The organism is Micromonospora sp. NPDC023644, assembly GCF_040640115.1.
Classification (GTDB): Bacteria; Actinomycetota; Actinomycetes; order Mycobacteriales; family Micromonosporaceae; genus Micromonospora.
In genome coordinates this window covers 1-17,694 of sequence record NZ_JBFABA010000002.1, presented here as the reverse complement: position 1 = coordinate 17,694, position 17,694 = coordinate 1, and the positions used below count along the sequence as shown (strand labels likewise).

The window sequence follows — 17,694 nt, the reverse complement described above, 5'->3', positions numbered from 1 at the left end:
CCCGGGGGCTTGGGGGGTGTTGTGGGTGCGCCCCCCCCCCCCGCGCGGGGGGGGCCGGGGCCCCCCCCGGGGGGTGGGGCCCCCCCCCCCACCACACCGGCGGGCCGCCGGACGCGGTGAGTACCCGGGCTCACGTCCCACGGCTCCGGCTCGGTCAGGCTGTACGGCATGACGTCGCCGACCCCCGCCGCCCGACCCCGCTACGCCGTCGTGCTCCTGACGGTGCTCTGGGTGGTGACCTCCCTGGCGTTGCTGTGGTGGTGTTTCACCCTCGGCATGGAGGGGTGGGCCGACCACCACTCGAACGGGGGCGGCCGGGCGGCGGAGATCGGGCGCCGCTCCGCCCGGGCGCTGCTGCTGCTCGCCGCGGCGGCGGCGGGCGGGCCGGTCGTCATCGCGCTGGTGGCGTTCGGCTGCCGGTACCCCCGCACCGCACTGGTCTACCTGTTCCTGGCCGTCGTGATCGCGGCGGTGCTCACGCCGGCGGCCGCGGACGCCGTCCGGACGCTCAGGCCGCCGGCCGCGCCCGTCCCGGCACCGACGACCTGCCAGGAGCACAGCGGCGGTGACAACCGCTGCCCGGGCGGCTGAGCGATCCGGCGGGGGCGCCGGCACACGTTCGGCGACGCGGTCGACAGATTCAACCTTGGCTATGTATTGTCACTGCCTCGACCGGCGCAGCCCGACCAGCAGGGAGCACGTGATGGACCAGCTCGACCCACCCGGATGCTGTGGCGACGGCCGGGCGGCCGCCGGCGTGGACCGCCGCGCGCTGCTGCTCGGCGCCGCCCTCGGCGCGGGCGCCCTGGCCGGGCTGGCCGTCCCCGGCCGCGCCTTCGCCGCGCCCGCCATCTACAACCCGTTCGCCGCGTACCCCGTCACCGGCACCTGGCAGGACCACCTGAACCGGGGTTCGCTCGGCGGGGTCGACTTCGGCATGCCGGTCGGCACCCGCCTGCCCGCCTGCGGCGCGGGCACCGTCCAGAACATCCCGTACAACGGCACGGGCGGGCACACGGTCACCATCCAGCACGCCGACGGGTACCGCAGCCAGTACATGCACCTGTCGCAGTTCCTGCTCGGCAACGGCGCGGCCGTCTCCAGCGGCACCGTCGTCGGCCTCTCCGGCGGCGCGGCCGGCGCGCCGGGCTCGGGCTCGTCCACCGGGCCGCACGTCCACTGGCACATGATCAACCCGGCCGGCGTACGCATCAACCCGCTGGCCTACATCGGGCAACAGCCCGCGCCCGGCGGCCTGCCCAAGACCCAGACCGAGTACGACGGCATCCCCGGCACCGTCTGCTACCAGCGGATGCAGAACTGGTTGCGGCTCACCGCCGGCTACACCGGTCCCATCGACGGCGTGCCCGGGCCGAACACCTACGCGGCCCTCCAGCGGGCGATGCGGGCCTACGGCTACACCGGCCCCATCGACGGTCAGCCCGGCCTGAACACCTGGCGCGCCGTGCAGCGCCTCGCCTCCGGCCACGGCTACACCGGCCCGATCGACGGAGTGATGGGGCCCAACTCGTGGCGCGGCTTCGCCCGCTTCCTCAACCAGGACAGGTGGGACTGACCGCGTCGCACCCCCGCGCCCCCGGACGGCGCCGGTCACCGAGTCGGCCGGTGCACGGGCCGACCGGATGGCCGTCGTCGATAGGATCCCTTCCGGTGCCGTCCGTCGGGGGGTGAGGGCATGAGTGGCCGGGCCACCGATGGCTTGCCGTCCGCAGCGCTTCAGCCCGGTCCCGGCCCGCTCAGGCCGTCTGCGGCGGGCGGCGTCGACGCCCTCTGGGTCGGCGGGCTGGTCCTCGCGGCCACGGGTGGTGCGCTCGCGCTGGCCGGCCTCACGCTGCCGTGGGCAGCCGTCACGCCGGCTTCGAGGAGCGGCTCCGGATACGTCGCACTGCTCTCCGACCTCCATCCCTTCGCGGCGCCGATGGCGGCTCTCGTGCTCATCGTCGTCGGAGTCGGCGTCGCGCTCAGTTTCGGGTCGGTCGGCCGGCTGTCGTCGTACCTCTGGTTTCCCTACTCGACGGTCGCGGCCGCCGGGGCGGTGACTGCTCTCTTCCTGACCGTCCACCTCGTCAAGGGGACGACCCTCCTCGTGCGGGAGCCGGCCACCTACCTGCCGGAGCGGGTGACCGTGGGCGGCGTGCTCCCGTCGACGGGCTGCCTGCTCTACGCCGTGGGCCTCAGCCTGGTGGCGTGCGGGCTGGGCGGTTCCAGCCGGTCGCGACAGGAACTCGAGCTTCTCGACCTCTCGGCCGACGCCGGCGGGATGTTCCGGAGGGCGCGCGGAATCGCCTTCCCGGCCAGCGTCGTGCTCGCTGTCGTCGGAGCGGTCGCCGCCGTGGTGTCGCCCTGGTACCGGCTCGTCCCGGCGCTCGACGGCTCGACCGACCTGGACCCGCTCGGCCCCGACCGCGGCGACGTCCAGTTGTGGATCGCCGCCTACCGCGCCGGCCTGGTCGCCTGCCTGGTGCTCACCGTGCTCGCGCTGCTCGCGCCCGGCGCGGCACGTTGGCTGCGGCGTACCGGGTTGACGATGGCGGTCGCGGTCACCGTGGGCCTGGTGCTGGGATACCTGTTGCTGTGGCGACCGCTGCACCCGACGGCTCACCAGGCCGGCCACGGCGCCCTTGCGCCGGGTGTCGGCCACGGGCTCGGCATCCTGACGATGGTCGCCGTCGCGCTCAGCCTCGCCCTCATGCCCACCCGCCCGTCCCGAGCCGGCCGGCCGGTCGCGGCTGGCCCCGTGCCCACCGCAAACGCGGCGCCCGGGGCCGGCCTGCCGAACGACGTTCTCGTGGCCGCCCTGCTGGCGGCGGCCGCGGCCCTCTCCGCCACCTCGGACCCGCCGACGGCGCCGGAAGAGGAGCAACCGACCGAGTCGGACCTGCCGGCGGCCGAGCCGCCCACCCTGGAACGGGGAACACGATGACCAGATCGCGATCCGGTACCCGTCGCAACCGGCGCCCGAGCCGACCAGCCGAAGCCCCCGAGAGCACGACCCCGCCGACGGGCGAGGACGAGAAGGCAACGGGCTGGGCCCAGCTGTCCCGGGGCACCAAGGCCCTGGCCGCGCTGGTGGCGACGACCGCCATCGCCACCGTCGTCCCCGGTGTGATCCCGTACGTCTCCGATCGCGTGCTGGACGTGCTCGGCGCGCCGCTGGTCCGGGTCGATACCGAGACCGGGCCCTCGGAAGGCGGTGTCTACCTGGCTGCCGCCGGGGCGGTCGCCGCGGAGCCTCCGGATCCGCTGCGGGACTCCCGGTTCGTGGCGGCCGGTCACTCCCCGACGAAGCTCACCCTGGAGGGCCGGCGCAGCGCCGGCATCGCGGTCGTCGACATGACCGTGGAGGTCGTGGCGCGCGACCCGGTGCGGACCGGCACCCTGTTTGCCATACCCCCGCAGGGGGACGCGGAGAACGGCGCGATGGAGGTGAACCTCGACGCGGCCATCCCGGTGGCGGCGGCGGCCGGGAGCGGTACGCCCTACTTCGCCGCCAAGCGCGTCACGCTGGCCCGGGGCGAGGTCTGGGTGGGCACCGTCACGTCGCGGACCACCCGCTGCGAGTGCGCCTGGCGCCTGCACCTGAAGCTGCGGTACCGGGGGAACCAGCACGAGGTGGTCGTCCCGCCGGTCGACCGGGCGCCGTTGCGGATGACCGGGTTCCCCGGCAGGCCCGACGACTACGCGGTGCAGTACGTCTGGAAGCCTGACGGCATCGCCCGCCTGGACTGTGCCGTCGACCGGAAGGCCTGTGCCGCCACGGACCTTCCTCCCCTCGGGCGGCGATAGGGCCGTCGCGGGGTGCTGACGCCGGTCCCGTCCGTCCGCCGGGCCGGCGGACGGACGGGATCCGTCGAGGTGGTCAGCAGCGCGGCACGCCGGGGATGAAGCCGTCGTGGCCGGTCAGGACGAAGGCGTCCGCGACGTACCGGTTGGTGCCGATCCGGTCCCAGATGTTGGACGTGCCGTAGGGGCCGGTCACCGTGGTGCCGACGGCCTGGCAGTAGATGCTGACGGTCGCGCCGTCGGCGACGGAACCCACCACGCTGTAGCCGGTGCCGGGCCCGGAGCGTACGTTGAGGCTCACCCCGTCGGTGTTCACCGTGCCGGAGCCGACGCCGGTCTGCTGGTTCACCAGCTGCATGTAGTAGGCCCAGTTCCAGTTCGGGCCCGGGTCGGTGTGGGTGGCCCCGGGAACCTCGTGGTGACCGATGATGTGCGCCCGGTCCTTCGGGATGCCGTACTTGTTGGCGAGGCTGCGGGTGAGCGTCGCGGACGCCCGGTACATCGCGTCGGTGAACCAGGCCGCGTTGTCGACGTACCCCTCGTGCTCGATGCCGATGGACTGGGTGTTGTACGTCCAGTTGCCGGCGTGCCAGGCGATGTCCTTCTCCCGCACCGACTGGGTGACCGCCCCGTCGGAGGAGCGGAACGTGTAGTGCGCGCTGGCCTTCGCGGCCGGGTTCTGGAACCAGCTGATCGAGCCGGCGTAGCTGCCCTGCGTCACGTGGATGACGACGTACCGGACCGGGTGGCTGCTGGGCCGGTTCGCGACGGTGTAGTTGCTGGTGCTCGCCGGCGCCCACGCGGCGGGCCCGTAGTCGGTGCTGAGGATCCCGGCCTCGTCCGACGCGCCGCCCGGCAGGTCACGCTCGGGCGCCACCTGGCGGGCGGGAACCCGCGCCACCTCGGCATGGCCGGTGTCGAAGCCGGTGGTGAGCAGCTCGTAGACGGCATCCGCGTAGAGCCGGGCGAGCGACGGGCTGGCCGCCCCGCCGTAGCGGGCGATCGGGGCGTACCACTCGTCGACGTCGTCGCGCTCGGCCGCGTCCAGGCCGGCCTGGTCGGCGTAGGAGCGCAGGACGGCCGCCGCCCCGGTGATGTTCGCGGCGGCGTCGGCGCGCAGCGCGCCACGGCTGAGCCCGGTCAGCGCGGCCGCCTCGTCCAGGGTGCGCAGCTTGGGGTTGCTGACGAGGTGCATCATGCCGTAGCCGCCCGCCGCGCTCGGTGCGCCGCCGTGCCCGTCCAGGCGGGTCTCGGCGTAGCCGAGGGCGACGAGCAGGTCGCGGGGGACGTCGTACCGGCCGGCGGCGGTGTCGAAGGCGGTGGCCAGCCGGCCGGCCGTGGGTGGGCCCCCGTCCGGCGCGGCGGACACCGGCGCGGCGGCCAGGGCTGATCCGGCAGACAGGACCACAGTCGCGGCCAGTGCGGCGCTGAGCAGCCCACGCCTGCGTTGCGAGACGAGCCGAGCAGTCATCTGCACCTCTCAAGATATTCGTCAACATCGATGAGAGTCGACGGGTGGCGGTACCGTACACCGCGACGTACGCCGATGTAAATGCCTTCCGTTATGGTGCGGCGCGTTGGCGGAAACCTTCATTCCGGGCGGTGCCCAGCCCGCGGCGGACTCCCCGCCGGGGCCGGGTGGGGGCCTGGCGGGCCGGTGCCCGCGGCGGTATGCTCCCCGGCGATGACGACTTCCTCTCTCACCAGATTGGGGGCCCGGTTCTCGCAAGGTGAGTGCTGATGCGCTCTCAACCTGGGAATCCGGACTTCCGTTCGTCCTTCTGGCCGCGCGTGCGCGAGTTCGCCGTGCCGCCGTCCATGATCGAGGTTGCCACCGCCCGTCGGGCCGTCGGCGACTGGGCCGGGGCGTGCGCCGCCGCCCGCGTCGACGCCGACGTCGACCTGCGCTCCGTGGCCCGTACCCATGGCCGGGAACTCGCCGACCAGCTCCGCGCCGACCTCCGCCACCTGGCACCCGACCTGCTGCGCTGGCACCTGCCGAGGATCGCGCCCGACGGGCTGGTGCGCCCCGGCCTGACGGTCGCCCTGGCCCGCTACGACCGGGACGGACGCCGTGGCGACGCGGTGCACCTGGTGGCCCGGACGCCACCGGCCTGGGCGGACGCCGGTCAGCGGTTCAGCCTGGCGCTGTGGGACGGGGCCCGGTCCGGTTCCGGCCCCCGTCGCCACCCGCATCCGCATCCGCACCCCGATCGCCGGTTCCGCCTCGACCTGCACCGCCACCTGTGGGACGCGCGGCGGGCCGGTGAACTGCGGATCCGGTCCGGGGCGGACCGGCCGCCCGGGGACGACCCCGCCGCCGCACCGGATCCACTGACGACGGTCGGCCGGCGGGAGGGGTGGGCGGTGCGGAGGTGGCCCGCCGAGGCGGCCCTCCTGCTCCGCGCCGAGGGGCGGGCCGGCGGCCCGGTCGCCGTACGGGTCGGGGCGGGACGTCACCTGCTCCTGGAGGTGGCGTCGGCCGGAGACGGCACCGCACCGCCCGAGGCGCGGATCGCGTCGTCGCCCTCGCGACGCCGCGTCGGCCCGCGTCGGCCCACGCCGGTGCTGCCCGACGCCGCGACCTGGGTCTCGCCCGACCTGGAACTGCTCCGCGGTGGGCTGATCGAGGCCGGCCGGCTGCATCCGCTGGTCGCGTCGGCGCTGGCCCCCGGCCATGCGCCGGGGACCGTGTCCCGGGACCGGGCAGGACAGCCGCGCCGCGTGCGGTGCCGGGGAGCCTGGCACCGCATCGGCCTGGTCGGCGGGGCCCTCGTCGCGCTGGACCACGACCCGGCCGAGGTCCGCCGGGAGGAACTCCTGGCCGCGCTGAGCGGCACCCCGCTGCCCTGCCTCCGGGCGATCGACGAGGCGCACCGCCACCCGGAGTGCCTCCCCGAGGTCCGGGCCCGCCTGGACCACGGCGACACCGCCGGCGCGCTCGCCGTCGTCGAGGCCCTGCTCGGGCCCGACGCGCGGCTGCGCGACGGCGCGCTGCGCGACGAACTCGAGACGGCCGCGCTGCGGCGGGTCACGTACGGGCTGTTCCGGGCGGGACTGGCCGGGTCCGGCCCCGGCCCCGCCACCGCGGAGCGTCGCCGTACCCGCGACCGCCGCTCGCGCCCGCGCCACGGCATCGCCCGCTGACCGAGGGCCCTCAGCCCTCGCACCACTCTCCGCTCACCCAGCACGAGAAACGACAGGTGATCACCATGCCCCCTGCCACCGTCAGCCCCGTCGACCGCGCCACCGACTCGCAGCTCGCCGTCGCCGCCGAGCTGCTCGCCCTGCTGGGCGACACCACCACCGAACCCCGATCCGACCCGCAGCTGGAGGCCCTGACCCTGGCCGTGGCCGCCGACCTGCCCGTGCTGTTGTGCGGTGAGCCGGGGATCGGCAAGACCGCCGCCCTGACGCAGCTCGCCGAGGCGCTGGACCTGCCGCTGACGACCGTGGTCGCCAGCGTCCACGAGCCGTCCGACTTCGCGGGGCTGCCGGTCGTGGGCGCCGACCCCGCGGCGCAGGGCGTCCCGATGGCCCCGCCGGACTGGGCCGTGCGCCTGGTCCGGGCCGGGCGGGGGCTGCTGTTCCTGGACGAGTTGTCCACCGCGCCGCCAGCCGTCCAGGCCGCCCTGCTCCGCCTCGTGCTCGAACGGCGGGTGGGCGCGCTGCGGCTGCCGCCCGGCATCCGGATCGTGGCCGCCGCGAACCCGCGATCCTCGGCGGCCGACGGCTGGGAGCTGAGCGCGCCCCTGGCCAACCGCTTCGTCCATCTCCAGTGGACCCACGACCACGAGGTCGTGCTGCGTGGCCTGGGCGGGACCTGGCCCCGGACCGCACTGCCCCGGCTGCACCCGCAGCGGTTGCCGGAGGCGGTCACCTTCGCCCGCCGCGCGGTGTGCGGGCTGCTGGCCGCCCGCCCCGCGCTCGTGCACCGGCTGCCCGGCAACGAGGCCCGCCGGGGCGGCCCGTGGCCCTCGCCGCGCAGCTGGGAGATGACCCTGCGCCTGGTCGCTTTCGCGACCGCGGCGGGTACCTCCCGGGAGGTGCTCTCGATGCTGGTGCGGGGCACGGTGGGCGACGGCGCGGGGCTGGAGCTGCTCGCCAGCATGGACCGGATGGACCTCCCCGACCCCGAGACGCTGCTGGCCGATCCGGCGGCCGCCGTCCTGCCCGAGCGGGGCGACCTGCGGCAGGCCGTGCTGGACGGCGTGGTGGAGGCCGTCCGCGGCCGCCCGGAGCGGTCCCGCTGGGACGCCGCGTGGGCGCTGTTGGTCCGGGCGCTGGAGACCGGGCCCCCGGACCTGGTGGTCGTCCCCGCGAGCACGCTCGCCGCCCTGCGACGCGAGGACTGGGACGTGCCGGCGGCGATCGAGCGGCTCGCCGGGGTCGTGTCGGTGTCCCGGCGGGCCGACCAGGCCCGGCTCGCCGCCGCCGCGGGGAGCGGCCGGTGAGTCCGGGCACGGGGACGCTGGACCGCGAGAAGCTCTTCGCCGCCCGGCTGCGGGCCGTCCGGGCCCGGCCCTACCTGGCGTCGGCGCTGTTCGCCCTGCACGTGGTGGAGTCGCGCCTGGTGCCGACGATGGCGGTGGACCGGCACTGGCGGTGCTACGCCTCCCCGGTGTTCGTGGACCGGACCCCGGTGGAGGAACTCGCCGGGGTGTGGGTGCACGAGGTCTCGCACCTGCTCCGCGACCATCACGGGCGCAGCGACCGGGTGGCGCGCGAACGGGGGCTGACCGGGCCGGGGGAGCGGCTGCGGATGAACATAGCCGCGGACTGCGAGATCAACGACGACGTGTTCGGCGACGGGTTGGCCCGGCCCGACGGCGTCGTCGACCCGGCGACCCTGGGGCTGCCCGAGGGGGAGCTGATGGAGGACTACCTGCGACAGTTCCGGCTCGGGCCGCGTACGCAGGGGCTGGTCTGGCTGGACTGCGGCAGCGGCGCCGACGGGGCGGAGCGGGAGTGGGACCTGGGGGCGGACGGCGCGCACGGCCTCAGCGCACAGGAACGCGACGCGGTGCGGTTCCGGGTGGCGCAGGGCATCACCGGGCGGCCCGGGGACGTCCCGCGGGGCTGGCGGAGGTGGGCGGAGGAGGCGTTCCACCCGCCCCAGCCGTGGCGGGACCTGCTGGGGGCGGCGATCCGCTCGGCGGCCTCCGGCGCGGGCGCGGGTGAGGACTACACGTACGGCCGGCCGTCGCGACGCTCCGCCGGGGTGCCCGGCGTCGTCCTGCCGAGCCTGCGCCGCCGGCCCCCTCGGGTCTGCGTGGTCGTCGACACCTCCGGGTCGGTCAGCGACGCCGAGCTGGGCAGCGCGCTGCTCGAGGTCGCGGCGATCTCCCGCGCCGTGGGCGGCCGGCGCGACCTCGTCAGCGTGCTGTCGTGTGACGCGGCGGCCCGGGTCCTGCACCCGCTGTGCCGCACCGAGGAGATCCCGCTGGTGGGCGGGGGAGGGACGGACCTGCGTACGGGCTTCGCCCGGGCGCTGCGGACCCGGCCCCGCCCGGACGTCGTCGTGGTCCTGACCGACGGGCAGACGCCCTGGCCCGCCGCGCAGCCGTCCTGCCGCACGGTGGTCGGGCTGTTCCCCCGCCGGCACCCGAACCCGGGATCGTGGGACGAGGACGATCCCGGGTACGTGCCGGACGCGCCACCCGAGTGGGCGCGGGTGGTGGTCATCGGGCAGTTCCGCGGTGGCCGCGCGGGCTGACCCGCCGGCCGCCCGACTCACCGGCTGCCGAGCAGCCTGGCGCTGACGGCGCTGAATGTCAGCAACCCGAGGCCCGCCCCGAGGGTGAAGGCCGGCATCCAGCTGCCCGAGGCGGCGAACCCGGCGAGGACGGCGACCGGCGCGGCGTACGACAGGATCGCCCACGGGCGCTGCCCCGCTGCCCTGAAGTGGCGGCCGAGCAGCACCAGCGCGACGCAGAGAGCCAGGAAGCCCACCATGCCGGCGGCCATGTGCACGGCGCCGTGCCCGCTCAGCGACGTGGCCGCACCGGCCGGGGCGTCGGCGGGAAAGCCCGCGCCGGGATCGGCGGCGAAGAACGCACAGACCAGGAACGAGGCGCCGAAGACGCCGGCCAGCCGGGCGACCCACCGGCCGTGCCGGTCGGGCAACGCGCCGCGCATCCCCACCGCGCCGGCGAGGGCCAGCACGCCGGTCAGCACGAAGCTCACCGTCTGGATCCACCCCAGCTCGCCGAGGCTGAGCTGGCTGATCGCGTTGCGGCCGAAGTCGAAGCCGGGGCGGGTCATTCCCTGGGCGAGACCCGCCCCGAGGAACAGCGGCCCGGCGACGACGCCGCCGAGGAGGGCCAGGGTGGTCGTGGGGCGGGAACCGGTGCGGGGGGCCTCGCCCCGTCCGATGCTGATGCTCGTGCTCATGTGCTGCTCCTTGCCGCTGCGGTACGCGTCGCCGAGGTGATCGCGTTCGGTGGTCCCGGCCGGATCGCGCGCCCGGATCGGTGCACACCACGATTGTCCGGCGCGGGCACGCCATCAACGGCTGCCTGCGGCACGATCGTTTAGCGAGAGGCAACGATCGCGACCTCCCCGTCGTTCGGGGTGGCGTCACGACCCGCCGAGGCGGGGCATGACCGGACGGACGTCCACCGGTTCACCCGGTCGCCCGCCCGCGCGCGAGCGGTACTCCGGGACGCCCACGCAGGTGAAGAGCAGCGCCGCGAGGTCGTCCGGCTCGCCCAACAGCCCCGGGACCGCCGAGTCGAGGAAGGTCATGCCGGAGGCGCCCGCGCCGAGGGCGTACGCCGCGAGGTGCAGCCGGCCCTCGACGAGCCCGGCGGCGAGCTGGGCCTCGCGGTAGCCGCGGTCGTCGAGGGTCGACAGCGGCGTGGCGGCGACGACGACGTAGGCCGCGTCGCCGGCGAGCGCCTGGTCCAGGCAGACCCGGAGCAGCTCGTCGCGCAGGTCGCCCGTGCGCAGCGGCGTCGACAGGTCGGGCCACCGGTAGAGGCCGGGCGGCACGCCGTCGACCCCGTGCACGGCGACCCAGTGCGGCACCGGCACGCCGCGCAGGGCCGCGGCCAGGGGCCATTCGAGCAGGGCGCGCGGCAGCGTGCGGGATGGGTCCATCCGCCGTTGCGAGCCGCGCCGGCGGACGACCTCGTCGAACGGGTCGGACGGCGGGAACGTCGGCAGCGGCTCCGCCTGCGGCCAGGGCGCGCCGAGCGCGTCCCGCTCGCCCGCGCGCTGGGCGGTGGTGCACAGCGGCAGCTCGACCGGCGGCAGCTCACCGGGGACCGCGGGGCCGGTGGGCCCGATCGCCGGCTCTCCGTCGCCGAGGGAGAGCAGGGCCAGCGGGTACTCGTGCACCCCGTCCGCGCCGACGAGCGCGCGCACGGTGGCGTCCGGGAAGAGCGACCGCAGCCGCGGCGACAGGCCGGCGCTCGCGGCCGCCGCCGACAGCTGGGACAGCAGCGTGCCGGCGTCCCAGTAGAGGTGTCGCCACCCGCGCTCGGCGTAGCGCCACCCCGTCCGCCACGGCACGCCCGTGACCACGAGCGTCGTGACGGCGCCGCTGGCGGCGGGCGCCACCTGGACGAGCGCGTGCCGCCGCGCGTCGTACCAGTGCACGCCGTCCGGCACCCCCGCGACGCCCCGGGTGCTCGCGTAGACCTCCAGCGGGAACCGCGCCCCCGCCGAGCCGGAGGCGCGGTAGAGGACGGGGCGGCCGTTGCGCTCGGCGGTGCGGACGACGCCGGCGCCGAGGAAGAGCACGCGGCCGAGCTGCGCCGCGTCGAGGGGCTGGGCGGGGGACGCCACGCCGGCCAGCACGGCGGTCGCGGAGACGCCCGGGTCGGGCAGGTCGCGCGGCAGGTCGAGGACGGCAGGACCGTCCGGGTAGTCCTTCATGGGCGGCGGCAGGGTCCCGGGATCGTTCGGGACGAGGTCCTGGCGGACGCGCGGGTCGTCCACGGGCACGTCCCACTCGCGGCCCGGCTCGTAGGACGTCAGCCGGTGCAGCAGCCCGGCGCCGGTGTCGAGGTCCATCCGGTCATCCTGCCAGCGCGCGGCGCCGGACGGTGGCCCCGACGGGCGACCGCCCGACGCGCTGATCCCGCGAGGCCCTCGGGTGGCCGGCGGACTCCACCGCCGGCCACCCGGAGCGGCTCAGATCCGGGCGCCGACGTCCGCGCCGTTGGCCGGGCGCAGGAACGAGGAGGTGGGGATGGCGCCGTCCGCCGTACGGGGGCCGGTGATCGTGCTCGGGTCCGTGCTGACCAGCGGCCACGTCCCACCGAGGTTCCACGAGTTGCCGGAACCGGTGGAGCCGCCGAGCGACACGTCGGTGGTGTTGCCGACCGCGAGGTTGCGGGTGAGCACCGAGGTGGAGCGCGACACGTTGAAGCCGTCCTTGCCGTTGTCCCAGGCGGTGTTGCGCTCGAAGACCAGCGCGCCCGGGTTGCCGTTGTCGATGAAGCCGCCGGCCGAGTTGCCCCAGGCCATGCTGTTGCGGGTGACGTGGGCGACCGCCGGGCGCGGATCGGTGCCGCCGCCGTTCTTGAACCCGTTGCCGTCGCCGGTGTAGTCGGGCAGGCCCCAGTGGTTGTAGCCGTTGTCGTAGGCGACGCTGTTCTCGATGAGCACAGGGGACAGGAACAGCCAGGCGTCGAAGCCGTCGTCGGCGTTGCGCCACAGCCGGGCGCCGCGGACGACGTTGCCCGTCCCGGAGCCCTCCTTGATCGCCAGGCCGTCCGCGCTCTCGCCGTTCTTGCGCGGGTCGCGGTTGCCGTGGCTGTCCAGGTCGATGATGTGGTTGCCCGACGAGGCGCCCTGCAGGTGCAGGCCGGACTCGTAGTTGTCCCGGGTGACCAGGCGCTCGTAGCGGCCGTTGTTGGTGTCCACCCCGAAGATGCCGTACGGGCCGTTGACGATCTCCAGGCCGACGAACCGCCACCAGTCGCCCTCGACGTGCAGGGCGCCCCGGTCCGCGCGGGGGATCGAGGACCCCACGGCCCCGGGGGTGTACGGCATGTTCTCGCCGTCGATGACCACCCGCTCGCCCTGGTGGGCGGTGAGGGTGATGGGCTGGGCCTGGCTGCCGTCCTTGAGGATCTTGATGGTGCTGGCCGGGGCGTAGGTGCCCCCGCGCACGGCGATGGTCCCACCGGGCTGGACGAGGTCGTGGGCGCGCTGGATGGTCCGCAGCGGCTGGGTCAGGGTGCCCGGATTGGCGTCGTCGCCGTTCGTGGCCACGACGAGGGTGCCGGCGGCCGGCGGCGGCGTCGTCGGCGGCGGCGTGGTCGGGGGTGGCGTGGTCGGTGGAGCGGTGGTCGGGGGAGCGGTGGTCGGCGGGGCGGTCGGTCCGGTGCCGCCGGAGCTGACCACCACGTCGTCGAAGCTCGCGCCGGCGTGGGCGGTGACCAGCGCGATCCGCCCGGCGCCGCTCAGGGTGGCGCTGGCGTCGCCGACCCGCACGCCGTCGACGAAGCCGCGCACGGTGCTGCCGGCGGCCTCGATCCGCAGCGTGTGCCACGTGCCGGTGGAGCCGACGCCGCCCGCCGAGCCGAGCACGGTGATCGCGCTGCCGTTGACGGCCTGGAGCTCGGCGCGGCCGTCGGCCAGCAGCGACAGCCGGTACATCTTCGTGGAACCGCTGGCCCGCGCGGCGATGCCGACGAGACCGCCGGAGCCGTACGAGGCCGGCTTGACCCGGGCCTGCACCTCGTAGTCGGTCCAGCTCGTCTGCCCGGCGAACATCCGGGCCAGCTCGCTGTCGGTGTTCGACTGGCGCAGCACCGGCGACCCGTCGGTGGTCACCGCCCAGGTCCCGCCCGACTTGGACCAGCCGCCGCTGTCGCCGTCGCCGAAGTCGTCGGAGAAGAGGGTGGCGGCGTGGGCCGTCGAGACCATGGTCGCGGCCAGGGCGAGCGCGGTCGCCGACACGCCGACCGCGCCGCGGGTACGTCTGATGCGCCTGTCACGCACGGGTCCTCCTTGTGCCGGTGCGGGAGCGGTCACGGCTGGCCGGCGGCGGCGGTGCGCCGGCCGGCGAGGCGCCGGACCACACAGGAAAGGGCTTTCCCTCCCGAGACGCTAGGGCCGCCCGGACATCGACGTCAATGTTCGTCGATTGCAGGAATGTTGCACCGCTCCGCCGCTCAGCCGTCCGCCACCTCGGCGGCGTACTCGCTCAGCGCGATCCGGTTCGGCAGGCCCGTCTTGCCGAGCAGGCTGGACACGTGCCGTTCCACGGTGCGCGGGGAGAGGTGCAGCCGGCCGGCTATCTCCCGGTTGCTCAGCCGCCCGACCAGCAGCCGCAGCACCTCGAGCTCCCGCACCGTCACGCCCACCGACCGCAGCCCGGAGGGGATGTCGCCCGCACCCGAGCGGCGCTGCGTCACGCGTACGCCCGCCTGGCGCAGCAGGGCCCGGCAGGCGCTGGCCACGGCCGGCACGTCGCTGCGGTGGAAGTGCTCCTCCGCGGCGCGCAACCACTGCACCGGCATCCCCCAACCGTCGGCGAGGGCCGACTCGCACACCAGCCGCAACGCGAGGTGCCGGCCCATCGCGTACGGCGCCCCGGCCCGCATCGCCTCGGCCGCCGCCTGCGTCGCCGCCTCCGGCCGACCGGACCGGCCGAGCAGCACCGCCTGCGCGAAGAGCGCGAACTGGAGGTCCCAGCGCAGCCTGCTCGCCGAGTCGCCCTGCACCGCCTCGTACGCCGGCCAGCCGGCCTCGCCGGAGGTGACCTGGAGCAGCAGGTGCAGGCCGTGCCGGCCGGAGAGGTGGAAGACCGTCGGGCTCTGCTCCTCGGCCTGGAACGCCCGGGCCAGTTCGTCGAGGGCGCGGGGCCGGTCCTCCTCCAGCAGCGCGCAGAAGGCCCTGGCCAGTCCGTGCACGCGGGAGGCGTGCAGGGCCTGGTCGCCGCTCCACCGGCGGAACTCGGCCAGCGCGTGCTCCATCTCCCGGCGCCGCCCCTGGTGCGCCGCGAGGACCGCGCTGACCAGCAGCACGTACTGGGTGGTCTCCAGCAGCTTCAGCCGGGTGGTCGCGGCCAGCACCTGCTGCACGAGGGCGCCCGCGGTGTCGAAGTCGCCCCGCAGCACCGCGTGCAGGGCGAGGCTCGCCTCCGCCTGGTGGCGCGCGGTCACCGCGCCGGCCTGGGAGGCCCGCTCCCGGGCCTGTTCGAGCCGGTCCAGGCGCGCGTCGCGCAGCGCGTCGTCGTTGCCGAGCCGGATCAGCGCGTGGATCTCCCAGATCGGCAGCCGGTGCTGCGCGGCGATCGCCAGGGCGCGTTCCAGGCACCGCGTCGCCTCCGCCGGATCGCGGTGCCGGATCAACGCGCCGAGCAGTTGCCAGGCCTGGCAGGCCACCACCGGCAGCGGGACGGTCTCGGCGACGGTGGCGGCCCGGCGGGCCAGCGCCTCGGCGGTGGCGAGCTGGTCCTGCCCGGCGGTGTCCAGCACCAGGTGGGCGGCGACCACGTCGACCGGCGCGGTGTCCTCCGCGGCGGCGTCCGGGCCGAGCAGGGCCCGCGCCTGCTCCACCTGCGCCAGCCCCTCGGCCGAGCGGCCGGCGACCGTCGCGGCCCAGGCCAGCCGGGTGTGCAGCTGCGCGCGCCGGCGCGGGTCGACGCCACCGATCTGGTCCAGGGTGCTGACCGACGCGAGCGCCCGCTCGACCAGGCCCGCCTCCGCCAGGGCGTGCAGCAGGGCCTCCAGGGCGGCCGCGCGTGCCACGGGGTTCTCGCCGAGCAGGCCGATAGCGCGGTCGAGGAGGGCGACCGCGGTGGTGGCGCCGCCCTGCGCGATCGCCCGCCGGCCCGCCTCGGTGAACAGGCGGCCGGCCGCCTCCGGGTTGTCGGCCTCCAGGTGCAGGGAGGCCGACACCTGGCACCACTCGCCCGGCAGGCCGGGGAAGACCGCCTCCACCGCGTCGGCCATCTGTCGGGCGAGCCGGGCCCGGTCGGCGGGGCCGAGGAGGGTGAGCAGCGCCTCGCGGGTGAGCCGGTGCCGGAAGGCGTACCAGTCGGTGAGCTGGTCGTCCACCGTGACCAGCCGCCCGGCGACGTCGCCGCACAGGTGGTCGAGCACGGCGCGGTCGCTGAGGCCGGTGGCCGCCTGCACCACGGCCAGCGGGAACCGCTGACCCAGCAGCGCGCCCATCGAGAGCAGCTCCCGGACCTGGGGGCCGAGCTGCTCGACCCCCTGCGCCATGCCCCGCGCCAGGGTGGTCGGCAGGGCGGCGGGCAGCTTCTCGGACATCCGCCAGCCCTCCGGGCCGCGGATCAGCAGCGCGCCGTCGACCATCCCGGCGACGAGCTCCTCGATCAGGAAGGGATTGCCGGCACTGCCCGTCGAGACCAGGGCGTGCGCGGCCGCCGGGACCCGCTGCGGGTCGGCGTCGAGGCATGCGCCGACCATCTGCCGCAGCCCGTCGTCGTCGAGCCGGCCCAGCTCGATGAGCGTGCACTGCCCGCGTTGGGCGGCCGCCCGGGCGATGGTGGACGCCGCGCAGGGTTCCGCCCTGATCGCCCCCAGCAGCAGGGTCGGTTGCAGGGCGAGGTTGTCGATCAGGTACTCCAGCACGGTCAACGTCTCCGTGTCGGCGTCCTGGAGGTCGTCCAGCAGCATCAGGCAACCCCGCCCCGCGCCGGCCACCCCGGTCAGCCGGAGGACGGCCTCGGCGAGGATCACCAGGGACGCGTTCTCCTGGTCGGCCGGCGGGTGACCCCAGTCGGGGACGAGCCGACCGAGGATCGGGCCGTACGGCCCGAGCACGGTGGGGTCCACCGGCCCGGACCGCAGCAGCGACAGCAGCGCCTCGGTCAGGGGACGCAGCGGCACCGCGGTGCCGATCGTGCTGCCCCGGCCCCGCATGACGCGCATGCCCGCCGCGGTCGCCAGCTCCGCGACCCTCGACGCGAGGCGGGACTTGCCGACGCCGCTCTCGCCGACCACGAACACCGCGCCGCCCCGCCCCGCCCGCGCCGATTCGAGGCTGTCCAGCACCGCGCGGAGTTCGGCGTCCCGACCGATGAACTTCGAGGAGCGGTACACACTGCGCACGCTATCCGAGGAGGGAGACCACGGCCCAACGCGGTGCTGTCAGGGCCGCCACCCCGGGGCGGCTACCGGGACGTCACAGGGGCCGCTCGGGGCAGCAGGTCGTCAGAGGAGCAGCGTCCGCCGCCGCGCCGCCGTCACCGACGAGGCCGCCGATCACCATGCCCACGGGCACGACGAGGCTGGCGAGGGCGGCCGCGCGGATCCCGAACGTCACGACGGGCTGCAACCACATCGCGCCGGCCGGGTCGTCGATCGGCGCCGCGGGATCGATCTCGTCGGCACGGCGCGGGGAGAGCTGGTTCTCGGACAACTGTCATTCCTCCTGTTGGTGTCTTCGTGGGACGTTTCCGGAGCTGACCGCTCCAGTGAAGATCGTCGTCGCTCGCCCGGCGGTCCTCAACCCGAGGAGCGCGGTTCAGGGGTCGGTTCCAGCAGCAGCACCGACGGCACCGGCCCGGCCCCGGAGAGCCGGAGCAGCCCGTACCCGATGCCGGCGAGGCCGGTGAGCAGGCCCGGAGTGGGCACGGCGCCCGGGGTTCCGCAGGACGCCCCGTACCGCTCGACGGCGTCGAGGACCAGACCGGCATGTCGCCGCGCCGCGCTCCCGCCGCCGTCGAGGACGCCGGTCGCCTCGGCGACGCCCAGCTCGCCGTGGCAGAGGCTCAGGTCGTCGAGCAGCGGCCGGTCGGTGAGCAGCCGCACCGCCTCGTCGGGCGGGACTCCGGGCCCCGGCGCGTCGGGGGCGAGGGCGCGGTGGGCGAGCGCCAGGCCGGCCGCGCCGCGACACCAGCCGTACCCCGCCAGCGCGGCCTGGATCGCGTCGGAGACGGTGCTGACGGGTGCTGACATG

General features: G+C 75.7%; 14 protein-coding genes. 7 read left to right on the top strand and 7 right to left on the bottom strand.

What is annotated here, in order from left to right:
* Positions 1–168 precede the first annotated feature (168 nt).
* The 4 genes from AB0G08_RS01760 to AB0G08_RS01745 all read left to right on the top strand — a co-directional run bounded on the left by AB0G08_RS01760 (position 169) and on the right by AB0G08_RS01745 (position 3,807).
* Positions 169–591, top strand: a complete 423-nt coding sequence (locus AB0G08_RS01760) for a DUF6234 family protein (RefSeq protein ID WP_358081639.1) — start codon at positions 169–171, stop codon at positions 589–591.
* A 112-nt stretch (positions 592–703) separates the two neighbouring features.
* Positions 704–1,576, top strand: coding sequence for a peptidoglycan DD-metalloendopeptidase family protein (locus AB0G08_RS01755; protein WP_358081636.1), 873 nt, complete (start codon positions 704–706; stop codon positions 1,574–1,576).
* A 120-nt stretch (positions 1,577–1,696) separates the two neighbouring features.
* Entirely contained in the window at positions 1,697–2,944 is a 1,248-nt protein-coding gene (locus AB0G08_RS01750) for a hypothetical protein (protein WP_358081633.1), read from the top strand.
* Positions 2,941–3,807: a hypothetical protein gene (locus tag AB0G08_RS01745; protein ID WP_358081630.1), complete on the top strand. Its 867-nt coding sequence runs from the start codon at positions 2,941–2,943 to the stop codon at positions 3,805–3,807. The genes AB0G08_RS01750 and AB0G08_RS01745 overlap by 4 nt, the downstream gene beginning before the upstream one ends.
* Before the next feature lie 73 nt (positions 3,808–3,880).
* Here the strand turns inward: AB0G08_RS01745 and AB0G08_RS01740 are convergent, their stop codons facing one another.
* Positions 3,881–5,275, bottom strand: a complete 1,395-nt coding sequence (locus AB0G08_RS01740) for an N-acetylmuramoyl-L-alanine amidase (RefSeq protein ID WP_358081628.1) — start codon at positions 5,273–5,275, stop codon at positions 3,881–3,883.
* Positions 5,276–5,544: 269 nt separating this feature from the next.
* Here AB0G08_RS01740 and AB0G08_RS01735 point away from each other — a divergent pair, with 269 nt between their 5' ends.
* The 3 genes from AB0G08_RS01735 to AB0G08_RS01725 all read left to right on the top strand — a co-directional run bounded on the left by AB0G08_RS01735 (position 5,545) and on the right by AB0G08_RS01725 (position 9,520).
* Positions 5,545–6,951: a hypothetical protein gene (locus AB0G08_RS01735; protein WP_358081625.1), complete on the top strand. Its 1,407-nt coding sequence runs from the start codon at positions 5,545–5,547 to the stop codon at positions 6,949–6,951.
* 65 nt (positions 6,952–7,016) lie between these two features.
* Positions 7,017–8,258, top strand: coding sequence for a MoxR family ATPase (locus AB0G08_RS01730; protein ID WP_358081622.1), 1,242 nt, complete (start codon positions 7,017–7,019; stop codon positions 8,256–8,258).
* Positions 8,255–9,520 (top strand): VWA-like domain-containing protein, encoded by a 1,266-nt coding sequence (locus AB0G08_RS01725; protein WP_358081619.1) that lies wholly within the window; start codon positions 8,255–8,257, stop codon positions 9,518–9,520. Before AB0G08_RS01730 ends, AB0G08_RS01725 begins: the two co-directional genes overlap by 4 nt.
* 17 nt (positions 9,521–9,537) lie before the next feature.
* Here the strand turns inward: AB0G08_RS01725 and AB0G08_RS01720 are convergent, their stop codons facing one another.
* From AB0G08_RS01720 to AB0G08_RS01695, 6 genes are all read right to left on the bottom strand, one after another.
* Complete coding sequence (locus AB0G08_RS01720) at positions 9,538–10,197, bottom strand: DUF998 domain-containing protein (RefSeq protein WP_358081616.1); 660 nt, start codon at positions 10,195–10,197, stop codon at positions 9,538–9,540.
* Between the two features lie 186 nt (positions 10,198–10,383).
* Complete coding sequence (locus tag AB0G08_RS01715) at positions 10,384–11,823, bottom strand: hypothetical protein (RefSeq protein WP_358081613.1); 1,440 nt, start codon at positions 11,821–11,823, stop codon at positions 10,384–10,386.
* Between the two features lie 120 nt (positions 11,824–11,943).
* Complete coding sequence (locus tag AB0G08_RS01710; protein ID WP_358081610.1) at positions 11,944–13,761, bottom strand: right-handed parallel beta-helix repeat-containing protein; 1,818 nt, start codon at positions 13,759–13,761, stop codon at positions 11,944–11,946.
* 173 nt (positions 13,762–13,934) lie between these two features.
* The gene (locus AB0G08_RS01705) at positions 13,935–16,835 is read right to left on the bottom strand and encodes an AAA family ATPase (RefSeq protein ID WP_358081608.1); all 2,901 of its coding nucleotides are present in this window, start codon (positions 16,833–16,835) and stop codon (positions 13,935–13,937) included.
* Between the two features lie 82 nt (positions 16,836–16,917).
* Positions 16,918–17,154: a hypothetical protein gene (locus tag AB0G08_RS01700; protein ID WP_358081605.1), complete on the bottom strand. Its 237-nt coding sequence runs from the start codon at positions 17,152–17,154 to the stop codon at positions 16,918–16,920.
* 86 nt (positions 17,155–17,240) lie between these two features.
* Positions 17,241–17,694 (bottom strand): lanthionine synthetase LanC family protein (locus AB0G08_RS01695; RefSeq protein WP_358081602.1); only part of this gene is annotated, 454 nt, incomplete at its 5' end.

What these genes read in the sequence shown, in the direction of transcription:
- AB0G08_RS01760 (WP_358081639.1), top strand. Translation starts at nt 169, where the DNA reads ATGACGTCGCCGACCCCCGCCGCCCGACCCCGCTACGCCGTCGTGCTC.
- AB0G08_RS01755 (WP_358081636.1), top strand. Translation starts at nt 704, where the DNA reads ATGGACCAGCTCGACCCACCCGGATGCTGTGGCGACGGCCGGGCGGCC.
- AB0G08_RS01750 (WP_358081633.1), top strand. Translation starts at nt 1,697, where the DNA reads ATGAGTGGCCGGGCCACCGATGGCTTGCCGTCCGCAGCGCTTCAGCCC.
- AB0G08_RS01745 (WP_358081630.1), top strand. Translation starts at nt 2,941, where the DNA reads ATGACCAGATCGCGATCCGGTACCCGTCGCAACCGGCGCCCGAGCCGA.
- AB0G08_RS01740 (WP_358081628.1), bottom strand. Translation starts at nt 5,275, where the DNA reads ATGACTGCTCGGCTCGTCTCGCAACGCAGGCGTGGGCTGCTCAGCGCC.
- AB0G08_RS01735 (WP_358081625.1), top strand. Translation starts at nt 5,545, where the DNA reads ATGCGCTCTCAACCTGGGAATCCGGACTTCCGTTCGTCCTTCTGGCCG.
- AB0G08_RS01730 (WP_358081622.1), top strand. Translation starts at nt 7,017, where the DNA reads ATGCCCCCTGCCACCGTCAGCCCCGTCGACCGCGCCACCGACTCGCAG.
- AB0G08_RS01720 (WP_358081616.1), bottom strand. Translation starts at nt 10,197, where the DNA reads ATGAGCACGAGCATCAGCATCGGACGGGGCGAGGCCCCCCGCACCGGT.
- AB0G08_RS01715 (WP_358081613.1), bottom strand. Translation starts at nt 11,823, where the DNA reads ATGGACCTCGACACCGGCGCCGGGCTGCTGCACCGGCTGACGTCCTAC.